At 61.8% G+C, this 1,734-nt stretch carries 1 protein-coding gene; it reads right to left on the bottom strand.

Annotated elements, in window-relative coordinates; all coding sequences use genetic code 11:
- Positions 1 to 174 precede the first annotated feature (174 nt).
- Positions 175 to 1,614 carry an IS1380 family transposase gene (locus tag ACX80C_RS19295; RefSeq protein WP_459328083.1) on the bottom strand — a complete coding sequence of 480 codons (1,440 nt, stop codon included), beginning with the start codon at positions 1,612 to 1,614 and terminating at the stop codon, positions 175 to 177.
- Positions 1,615 to 1,734: the final 120 nt, after the last annotated feature.

Genomic DNA, 1,734 nt, shown 5'->3' with positions numbered 1-1,734 from the left:
AGCCCGGATTTTTCATGAGGGTCGGATTGGTAGCTGGACTCGCGGTTGATTCTGGCCTCGGGGTGATTTGTGGTTTTTGGGCTCGCTGGCGGGGCCTGTTGTCGCTGGCTGGGGCGTCGGTTTCCACGTCTTCCGATGGGTGTGCCGTGATTGCGGTGGCTGACTGGTCTGTTCTCAGGCCAGGCGAGGTATCCGTTGTCGGAGGTTGTGTTTGAGCCCGGTGATGGTGGTCAGGAGTGTGGTGATCGTCGCGGCTTCCGGTGTTTTATCGGGGATCAGCAGCAGTTTCCTGCGGGCTCGGGTGATGATTTTCCCGGCGGTGGCGAAGAGCCGGTATCGCCACCGTTTGATGTCCCAGCCACGGGCTATATGTCCGGTTGGCAGGATAGTCAGTTGTAGCCAGGAGACCAGGTTCATGGCCAGGGCGGCGATGTGAGCCCAAGCCTGATTGGCATGGAAGTCGAAGAACGGCAGTTTCCCGAGCCCAGTGTTCTTCAGGGTTTTGATCCGGTTCTCACACCGCCCCCGGGCCCGGTGCCGGGCATCAAGGGTGGGCCCGTGCCAGCGCGGCGAGTTCGTCAGAAAGGCCGTGATTCTGTGCCCGTCCACGTCGAGCAGCGTTGCCTGCGCCCCGGGGTGAAGGGGTTCGGCACGTAGGAACAGGTTCGTTCCGGCCGGGTAATCTGTGAGCCCGAGGATCTCGGTGGCGTTGATAACCCACGCGTCGGTGCGTTCCTTACCGTTTTGGTCCAGGGCCGGCTGCCAATGCGCTTTGTCGTTAATCCAGGCGACCATGTGGGCTTTGGTGACTGGTACCGGGTAGGACACCGTGAACTGAACGCCTAACGATGCCAGGTAGTGCAGGAACTTCCTTGACGCCCCGGCACTATCGGTGCGCACCAGCACCTTGTCCCCGATGAGCTCGCCGTGTCCGTCGTAGAAGTCGTCCGGAAGCTGTTCGATGGCCTGGGTGAACACCGTGATGTGGTCTTGTGCACTGTTGGCCCCGGCGTTGCCAGGGCGCATCAACGCAGCCAGGATTTCCCCGGTCCCGTTGCCCGCACCGTAATCGACGCTGGCGATGAAAGGGGCGAATCCATACCCGCCCTTGTAGGTGCCCACGGCCTGTTCCTTGTCGCTATGGGAGCTCACGAGCGTGGCATCGAGATCGATGACTAACGGCTCCAAGACGGTCGCCTTCAGCGCCGGGTTCCGTTCCCCGGCAGCGTCCCATGCCCGTGAGCGCAGCTCTCGCGTCAACGTCGCGAAGCCGTAACCGAAGACGTCCGGGTTGGCGACAACCCGCTCGAAGAACCGTGAGACGGTCGCGTTTGAGGCCACGTTTCCGAAGACGCCGGCACTGGTCCGTAGGATGTCCAGATCCGAGACGTGTTCCCCGCCGCCGGCGAGCATGACCGCCAAGGATCCCAGAATCGTGCCGGGCCGATGCCGGGCACCGGACGGGACGAATTGCCCTAAACGGTCCTCACATAAGTCCCGGATCCCGAGCGCGTCGATCAAGGACGTCACCACGTTCAGCCCCGCATGGGAGACCAGCGACTGCTCCGTCGTGGCGACAGGAAGGGACGGGAAAACACGGGTACTCTTGGACATCAGAAAGGTGCTTCTTTCAGCCGGTGGAACAGTGCGTCAACAACACTATTTTCCCAGCTCAGAAGCACCTTTCGTCGCTTAAACACACCCTGCGACCCCACCCTCATGAAAACCCCGGGC

This window comes from Arthrobacter tecti (assembly GCF_054511355.1).
Note: the sequence above shows the minus strand (reverse complement) of the source record. Positions and strands in the feature narration are given on the sequence as shown.